The organism is Flavobacterium sp. UGB4466, from assembly GCF_903469665.1.
GTDB classification, from domain to species: domain Bacteria; phylum Bacteroidota; class Bacteroidia; order Flavobacteriales; family Flavobacteriaceae; genus Flavobacterium; species Flavobacterium lipolyticum.
Genome location: NZ_CAGKLC010000138.1, coordinates 1 through 8,311 on the forward strand (window position 1 = coordinate 1; position 8,311 = coordinate 8,311).

Here is an 8,311-nt window from a genome sequence, read left to right on the forward strand (position 1 = left end):
AAATATTACAATATTAACAGTTTAAGGGTTTATTTGTTAATAGTCTTTTAGTTTGTATTCAAGTTAGTACTCTTGTTTTTTGATACGAATAAGGGGGAATTCGATTTGAATTGGAAAATCAATAATTAATTTATTGATAAGTAGTAGTTTACAAATGTAATACAAATTTATTTAAAAAAAAGCATGTAATAAAAAAAAATCGATTCGCTTTGTTAAAGGAATCGATTTTTAATTTTTTTAATTTTTTAATTTAGAAAGAGAAACAGCATTAATACAATATCGCAGGCCACTTGGTTCGGGACCGTCTGGAAAAACATGCCCTAAATGGGCATCACAGGTATTGCAAACGACTTCAACCCGAATCATTCCGTATGATTTGTCAGCATGGTATGCAATTGCATTTTCTTTTAAAGGCTGAGTAAATGAGGGCCATCCTGTTCCTGACTCAAACTTCTCAGAAGCATCAAATAATAAAGTTCCACAGCATTTACATTCGTAAATTCCGGGGTCAAACAAACTGCAAAGTTCAGAACTGAAGGATCTTTCGGTACCTTTTAATCGGGTTACCTGAAATTCTTCAGGAGTTAAAAGCTGTTGCCATTCTTCCTCCGTTTTTTCTACTCTTTTTTCCGGTATCGGATTTCCTTTATTTGTAAAATGAATTACATCTGCCCATTTTATCATAACTATATTTTTTAAGTTTTCAGTCGTCAGTCGTCAGTTTTAAGTTTTCAGTCGTCAGTCGTCAGTCTCAGTCGTCAGTTGTCAGTCTCAGTATTCAGTCTCGGTATTCAGTTTACTGCGACTGCAAACTGCGACCGGATACTGATTACTAATTTATTCTTCCTCTTTCTGTCCCATCATCATTAAGTAGGCTTTTAGGAACGGATCTATATTTCCATTCATAACGCCATCAACATCACTGGTTTCATAGCCTGTACGAACGTCTTTTACTAATTTATAAGGTTGCATTACGTAATTACGTATTTGTGAACCCCATTCGATTTTCATTTTTCCGGCTTCGATATCGGCACGTTGTGCTTGTTGTTTTTTTAACTCAATTTCGTACAATTGAGAACGTAACATCTGCATAGCACGTTGTCTGTTGTCCTGTTGAGATCTTGTTTCAGAACATTGAATCTGAATTCCGGTTGGTTTGTGTACTAACTGCACTTTGGTTTCGACCTTATTTACGTTTTGCCCTCCGGCACCACTGGAACGGGAAGTTGTAATTTCGATATCGGCAGGATTAATGTCAATTTCGATACTATCGTCAACAAGCGGGTACACATAAACAGATACAAACGAAGTATGACGTTTGGCATTACTGTCAAAAGGAGAGATTCGCACCAAACGATGCACTCCGTTTTCGCCTTTTAGATAACCGAAAGAATAATCTCCTTCGAATTCTAAAGTTACAGTTTTAATTCCGGCTACATCACCTTCCTGAAAGTTAAGTTCTTTGATTTTGTAACCGTAACTTTCTCCCCACATCATGTACATACGCATCAGCATTCCGGCCCAGTCACAACTTTCAGTTCCTCCGGCTCCGGCTGTAATTTGTACTACGGCACTTAAACTGTCTCCTTCATCCGAAAGCATGTTTTTAAATTCGATGTTTTCAATATGAGCCTGAGTGGTGTTGTAATGTTCGTCTAACTCTGCTGCAGAAAGTTCGCCTTCTTTATAAAAATCATACGCAAGTTGCAATTCATCAGTAAGTTCGATTGCTTTGTTGTAATCTTCGATCCATTTTTTCTTGTTTCGAAGGTTTTTTACAATAGCTTCGGCTTCTTTTGCATTGTTCCAAAAATCAGGTGCAAAAGTTTTTTCTTCCTCGTTCGCAATTTCGATTAGTTTGGCATCAACGTCAAAGATACCTCCTCAACGCACCAAGGCGCTCCACAATACCTTTTATTTGTTCGGTCGTTGTCATAAATTAATAGTAGTTTTATATGTTTTTTACAAATATTACGTTAATTTGGTTCTATCGTTATCGGGAAGTTAAAATTTACTGAAACTTACCAAAATTAACTAACAGTAATACGTAATTTTGCTGTACAAAAATAAGATATAGTTTTTAGAATATGGAAATAAATTTAATTAGCGATACCATTACTAAACCAACATATGAAATGTTGCAGTATATGTTTAATGCTCATGTTGGGGATGACGTATACAGGCAAGATCCTACAGTTATCGAATTAGAGACTAGAGTTGCTGAGTTTTTTGGTATGGAAGCCGGGCTTTTTTTTCCGTCTGGAACTATGGCAAATCAAGCCGCAATTAAATTACATACACAGCCCGGAGAACAATTGATTGCAGATAAATATGCTCATGTTTATCATTATGAAGGAGGAGGAGTTTCGTTCAACAGCGGTGTATCCTGTTGTTTGTTAGACGGACACAGAGGGATGATAAATGCCAGTCAGGTTGCTGCGGCAATCAATGATCCTGAGTTTTATCACAGTCCATTAACCAGTTTGGTTTGTGTAGAGAATACCACCAATAAAGGAGGTGGGGCTTGTTATGAATTGGAAGATTTAAGAGAGATAAAAAAAGTTTGTGATGCTAATAATCTGAAATTCCATTTGGATGGAGCCAGAATTTGGAATGCATTGGTGGCTAAAAGACAAAACCCAAAAGAATTTGGAGCAATTTTCGATACAATATCGGTTTGTCTGTCTAAAGGATTAGGCGCTCCAATAGGTTCTGTGCTGCTTGGAACGAAAGAAGATATTCGTAGAGCGTTGAGAATAAGGAAGATACTTGGTGGAGGGATGCGTCAGGTAGGATATTTAGCAGCAGCGGGATTGTTCGCTTTGGCACATAATATTGAAAGATTGGCAGAAGATCACAGAAGAGCTAAAGAAATTGCGGCTGTATTAAGTACAAAATCTTGGGTTTCAGCAATAGAGCCTGTAGAGACGAATATTTTGATTTTTTCTTTGGCAGAAGGATATAGTGATCAGCTTTTGATTGAAAAGCTAAAACAAAAAAATATCTTAATAAGCTCGATGGGACATAATAAGCTTAGAATTGTCACACATTTAGATTACAAAGAAGTAATGCATACTTATGTAATTGAGACGTTGCAGAAATTCTGATGAAAGGGACTAAGGTTCTGAGGTTCTGAGTGAAAAAGTATTAAAAAAAAATGCCGTCCTAAAGGGACAGCATTTTTTTTACAACTAGCATTTAAAATCCAACCTTGGTTACTTAGTATCTCAGAACCTTAGTGTCTTAGTGCTTTTATTTAAAAAGATTATCCATTCCCGGAATCATTGGCATATCCATTTTGGCAACGGCATCCAATTCTCTTTCGTTTACGCTTGTTGCTTTTTCTATTGCTTTATTCAGAGTTACAATAAGGTAGTCTTCAAGTTGTTCTTTATCTTCCAATAAAGAATCATCAATACTGATTGATTTTACTTTTCTATTGGCTGTTAATGTTATTTTTAATAATCCGTCAGCGCTTTGTTCATCAATCAAAACGGTGTCTAAACGTTTTTTTGTATCTTCAATTTTTTGCTGGGTTTCTTTAAGTTTACCCATCATTCCCATTAAATCCATTTTTGTTGATTTTTAAATTATTCCGTACAAAATTAGTATATTGCTGTATCAAAGCAATATATATTTTATGAAAAAATTAATTTGGTTCTGTTGTGTTTATAGTATTTTTGCTGCTTCGTATTTAAAAACTAATGCTCAATCAATGCAAAACGATATAGTGGCCCCAATAGCCAAAGAAGTTCCAAAATCACTAAAAAAACATAAAGAAACCAGAGTCGATAATTATTTCTGGTTAAATGATCGCGAAAATCCTGAGGTAATTGATTATCTGAATCAGGAAAATGCCTATTACCAGAGTATGACTTCGCATACAAAAGGGCTTCAGGAAGATTTGTATGAAGAAATGAAAGGAAGAATTAAAGAAGATGATTCCTCTGTTCCTTATTTTTACAACGGATATTATTACATCACCCGTTTTGAGACAGGTCAGGATTATCCGATTTTTGCCAGAAAAAAAGGCAGCCTTTCAGCAGCTGAAGAAATTTTATTCAATTGTAATGAACTGGCAAAAGGACATGCTTATTTTAAATTAGGAGGTTTAAGTATTAGCCCTGATAATAAATTGGCAAGTTTCGGAGTTGATATTGTAGGAAGAAGAATTTACACGATTCAGTTTAAAAACTTAGAAACGGGAGAAATTTTACCCGATAAAATCGAAAATGCAACTGGAGGATCGGTTTGGGCCAATGATAATAAAACTGTTTTTTATACCAAACAAGACCAGGTAACTTTAAGAGCGGATAAAATTTTTAGACACAAATTACATACAGTTGCTACAGAGGATGTTTTGGTTTTTAATGAAACTGACGATACCTTTAATGTTTCTGTCAGTAAAGAGAAATCAAGAAAATATATCGTAATTGGTTCCGGAAGTACCTTAACTACAGAATACAGAATTTTGAATTCTGATAACCCGGATGGGGAGTTTGAAGTGTTTCAGACCCGTGTTCGCGGGCTGGAGTACAGTATTTCGCATTATGAAGATTCGTTTTATATTTTGACTAATAAAGACAAGGCAACTAACTTCAAACTGATGAAAACTCCTGAAAATAAAACAGGAAAGAGGAATTGGGTAGATCTTATTCCGCATCGTGAAGATGTTTTATTGGAAGATATTGAAATTTTTAAGAACTATTTAGTGGTGGAAGAACGCTCAAATGGTTTGAATCACATTCGCATTATGCCGTGGAATGGTGAACCCGATTATTATTTGCCTTTTGGCAGCGAAACGTATAACGCCTACACCACAACAAATGTTGATTTTGATACGGATATTTTGCGTTACAGTTACCAATCTTTGGCAACGCCATCTTCTGTGATCGATTTCAATATGAAGACAAAAACCAAAGAAGTTTTAAAAGAGCAAGAGGTTTTAGGAGGGAAATTTGATAAAGAAAATTATATCGAAGAGCGTGTTTGGGCGACAGCCAGAGATGGTGTTAAAGTGCCTATTTCGATGATTTACAGAAAAGGATTGGAAAAAAACGGTAAAAATCCGTTACTTCTTTATGCTTATGGTTCTTACGGAATCACAATGGATACTTATTTTTCTTCTACAAGACTTTCATTACTGGATCGTGGTTTTGTTTATGCAATTGCTCATATCAGAGGAGGAGAAGATTTAGGCAGACAATGGTATGAAGATGGAAAACTGTTAAAAAAGAAAAATACCTTTACAGATTTCATCGATTGCTCTAAATTTGTAATTAACGAAAAATTTACTTCTTCTAAACATTTGTATGCAGAAGGAGGATCAGCCGGAGGACTTTTAATGGGAGTTATCTCAAATGAAGCACCGGAACTGTATAACGGAATAATCGCTCAGGTGCCTTTTGTAGATGTTATTACCACAATGCTGGACGACAGTATTCCGTTGACCACAGGAGAATATGATGAATGGGGAAATCCCAATAATAAAAAATATTACGATTATATGTTATCGTACTCGCCGTATGATAATGTAAAAGCTCAAAATTATCCTAATATGTATGTTTCTACCGGATTGCATGATTCGCAGGTGCAATATTGGGAACCTGCCAAATGGGTTGCCAAATTGAGAAACTTAAAAACAAATAACAATTTATTGTTTTTAGACACCAATATGGATGCCGGACATGGTGGGGCTTCGGGACGTTTTGAGGCTTTAAAAGACTTAGCAAAGGAATTTAGTTTTTTATTAGATTTAGAAAAAATTAAAAGCTAATTAGATTTTTTTTGTTAAATTTGCAACCTATCAAGGTTATTTTAAAATGCCTTTGATTAACTATTTTTTTATGAAAGAAGAAATAAACGCTTATAATAATGTTTTAGAATTAATAGGCAATACCCCCCTTATTAAACTAAATAAAATCACCGAAGAGTTAGAAGGCAATTTCTACGCAAAGGTAGAAGCTTTTAATCCAGGACATTCCTCAAAAGATAGAATAGCGTTATACATTCTTGAAGAGGCCGAAAAAAGAGGTATTCTGTCGCCAGGTGATACCATAATCGAAACGACATCCGGTAATACAGGTTTTAGTTTGGCTATGGTAAGCATTATAAAAGGTTATAATTGTATTTTGGCAGTAAGTTCAAAGTCATCGAAAGATAAAATTGACATGTTGAGGAGTTTAGGGGCTAAAGTTTATGTATGCCCGGCTCACGTTTCAGCAGATGATGAAAGATCATACTATAATGTAGCGAAACGTTTACACGAAGAAACAAAAGGTTCTGTATACATTAATCAATACTTTAATCAGTTGAATATTGATGCGCATTACAACTCTACCGGACCAGAAATCTGGGAACAGACCAAAGGAAAAATTACGCATCTTATTGCCTGCAGCGGAACAGGAGGAACGATCTCAGGAACTGCAAAATTCTTAAAAGAGAAAAATCCAAATATCAGAATTTTAGGTGTTGATGCTTTTGGATCAGTATTAAAAAAATACCACGAAACGAAAGAATTCGACAACAAAGAGATTTATCCGTACCGCATAGAAGGTTTAGGTAAAAATTTAATTCCTTCGGCTACAGATTTTGATATCATCGATAAGTTCATGAAAGTGACGGATGAAGAAAGTGCTCACTCTGCAAGAGAGATTACCAGAAAGGAAGGGCTATTTGTTGGATATACTTCAGGAGCTGTAATGCAGGCCATTAAGCAGTATGCTGAAGAAGGAGAATTTACAAAAGACAGTAATATTATTGCGATTTTCCCGGATCACGGTTCTCGTTATATGAGCAAAGTATTCAGCGATGACTGGATGAACGAACAAGGCTTTTTTGACAGTGTTAATGAAGAAGAAGTTCAAAAAATTGAATTTGTGAAGTAGTACTTTAAACTGCTTTTATACTATACAACTCCATTCGTTTTACGGATGGAGTTTTTTTTACATCTGAACTTTTTGGAAGCGATCAATTTTAAACGATTCTCTGTTTTTAAACAGGTCCAATATAAAACTAAACCGGTAACATGATTGAGGTTACCGGTTATAGAATACGTGTCAGCTTAAAGTAGATTTTTTTCAGATGATTATCATTTTAGCTTAGCACACTTAGGACAACGAATACAATAACCAAAAGGATTATTGCATATCTGGTGTATTTTGATGTTTTCATGGTTTTATTTTTTTTGTAAATATAACAGATAATTTGAATCAAAATCTATTTTTTGAAACCGATAGCAAGATAGAGTGAGATTTTTATTTGGGGTCTTCCCAACCTTTTCATCTAAAATACACTCTATAGAAGTATAATCGTCTTTGAACGATTTGAACTAAAAATAGTATCGTATGAAAAAGAAATTCACTTTAGAAATAGCCGACCCTTGTTCTGAAAATTTTGATAATATGATTCCTAATTCACAAGGCTCGTTTTGTAATTCATGTGCAAAGAATGTAATTGATTTAAGTCGAAAAACGAATACTGAAGTGGCCCGGTTCATCGCCAATAATAAAGATCAGAACATTTGTGCCCGATTAAGAACAACACAGTTAGAGGAGGAGTTTGTACACCAGGAGACTTCTAAAATGAATAATCTGAAGTATGCGGCAGTAGCAGCTTCAATTCTATTAGCATCAAATGTTACAGGACAGGAAAAAACTCCGGTTCAAACTGAAATAAATGAATCAGTACCTAAAAGTAATATTTTGGGTAAAATAGCCATTAGTCAAACCATTCAGGAAGAAATTTCGATAACCATCAAAGGGAAGTTGTTAGATGCAAAAACAAACAGGCCTTTAAACGGCAAGATCTATCCGAATTTAATCCTTAGTATCAATGATTCACAGCCTCCTATGAAAATAAACCCAAAAACTGGTGATTTTTCGATTACGTCCCTGGTTTCTAAAAACGGTGAAGGCCTTATGATTACAATCTCAAGCGGGGATTATTATTTATCTAAAATGATCCCTTTTGATAGTAAAAAAGTGAAAGGAAATGTTCTTCATCAAAATATAAAGATCAATACGGAGGAATTGATTAAAGTTTACATTGCCGGGGGACTAGGGATTAACTATACAGAGAAAAAAGTGATTAAAGAGAATTGATTGATTTGTTGTTTTTTGAATAAAAAAAGCTCTGGGGGGGCAGAGCTTTTGATGTATGTAGAGGAGTTGTTTTTGAGATACTATCTTGGAAATGTGTAAGTAAAAAATAATGTTAGTATTATGAGTTTTTATTCATTTTTTTAGTGAGATAATTGAATACTTTAAAGCGCGAGGGGAGATTTTTTTTTGCTTTTAAAATTAATAAATAT

Annotated in this window: 7 protein-coding genes; 4 read left to right on the forward strand and 3 right to left on the reverse strand. The window is 34.7% G+C overall.

From position 1 onward, the window contains the following. Nucleotides 1-237: 237 nt before the first annotated feature. Together msrB and prfB are read right to left on the reverse strand one after the other, a co-directional pair. Nucleotides 238-684 (reverse strand): peptide-methionine (R)-S-oxide reductase MsrB, encoded by a 447-nt coding sequence (msrB, locus tag JO950_RS20090; RefSeq protein ID WP_202704230.1) that lies wholly within the window; start codon nucleotides 682-684, stop codon nucleotides 238-240. Between the two features lie 153 nt (nucleotides 685-837). Beyond that, nucleotides 838-1,936 (reverse strand): peptide chain release factor 2 gene (gene prfB / locus JO950_RS20095; protein ID WP_202704231.1). Its coding sequence is split into 2 segments (ribosomal slippage): nucleotides 838-1,872 and nucleotides 1,874-1,936, totalling 1,098 coding nucleotides; the frame shifts between segments, so codons are not numbered across the junction. A gap of 151 nt (nucleotides 1,937-2,087) precedes the next feature. Between prfB and JO950_RS20100 the strand changes: the two genes are divergently transcribed. Beyond that, entirely contained in the window at nucleotides 2,088-3,107 is a 1,020-nt protein-coding gene (locus JO950_RS20100; RefSeq protein ID WP_202704232.1) for a low specificity L-threonine aldolase, read from the forward strand. 145 nt (nucleotides 3,108-3,252) lie between these two features. On the opposite strand, the gene JO950_RS20105 is transcribed toward JO950_RS20100, so the two are convergent. Further along, entirely contained in the window at nucleotides 3,253-3,573 is a 321-nt protein-coding gene (locus tag JO950_RS20105; RefSeq protein WP_017498214.1) for a YbaB/EbfC family nucleoid-associated protein, read from the reverse strand. A 67-nt stretch (nucleotides 3,574-3,640) separates the two neighbouring features. On the opposite strand from JO950_RS20105, the gene JO950_RS20110 reads away from it, so the two are divergent. The 3 genes from JO950_RS20110 to JO950_RS20120 all read left to right on the forward strand — a co-directional run bounded on the left by JO950_RS20110 (nucleotide 3,641) and on the right by JO950_RS20120 (nucleotide 8,102). Then, nucleotides 3,641-5,776, forward strand: a complete 2,136-nt coding sequence (locus JO950_RS20110; RefSeq protein ID WP_202704233.1) for a S9 family peptidase — start codon at nucleotides 3,641-3,643, stop codon at nucleotides 5,774-5,776. Nucleotides 5,777-5,846: 70 nt separating this feature from the next. Then, a complete protein-coding gene (locus JO950_RS20115) occupies nucleotides 5,847-6,887 on the forward strand; it encodes a PLP-dependent cysteine synthase family protein (protein WP_202704234.1) in 1,041 nt (346 codons plus the stop codon). 459 nt (nucleotides 6,888-7,346) lie between these two features. Beyond that, entirely contained in the window at nucleotides 7,347-8,102 is a 756-nt protein-coding gene (locus JO950_RS20120; RefSeq protein WP_202704235.1) for a hypothetical protein, read from the forward strand. The last annotated feature ends 209 nt before the right edge of the window (nucleotides 8,103-8,311 follow it).

Coding starts and splice junctions, on each gene's coding strand:
- msrB (WP_202704230.1), bottom strand. CDS start 684: ATGATAAAATGGGCAGATGTAATTCATTTTACAAATAAAGGAAATCCG.
- JO950_RS20100 (WP_202704232.1), top strand. CDS start 2,088: ATGGAAATAAATTTAATTAGCGATACCATTACTAAACCAACATATGAA.
- JO950_RS20105 (WP_017498214.1), bottom strand. CDS start 3,573: ATGGATTTAATGGGAATGATGGGTAAACTTAAAGAAACCCAGCAAAAA.
- JO950_RS20110 (WP_202704233.1), top strand. CDS start 3,641: ATGAAAAAATTAATTTGGTTCTGTTGTGTTTATAGTATTTTTGCTGCT.
- JO950_RS20115 (WP_202704234.1), top strand. CDS start 5,847: ATGAAAGAAGAAATAAACGCTTATAATAATGTTTTAGAATTAATAGGC.
- JO950_RS20120 (WP_202704235.1), top strand. CDS start 7,347: ATGAAAAAGAAATTCACTTTAGAAATAGCCGACCCTTGTTCTGAAAAT.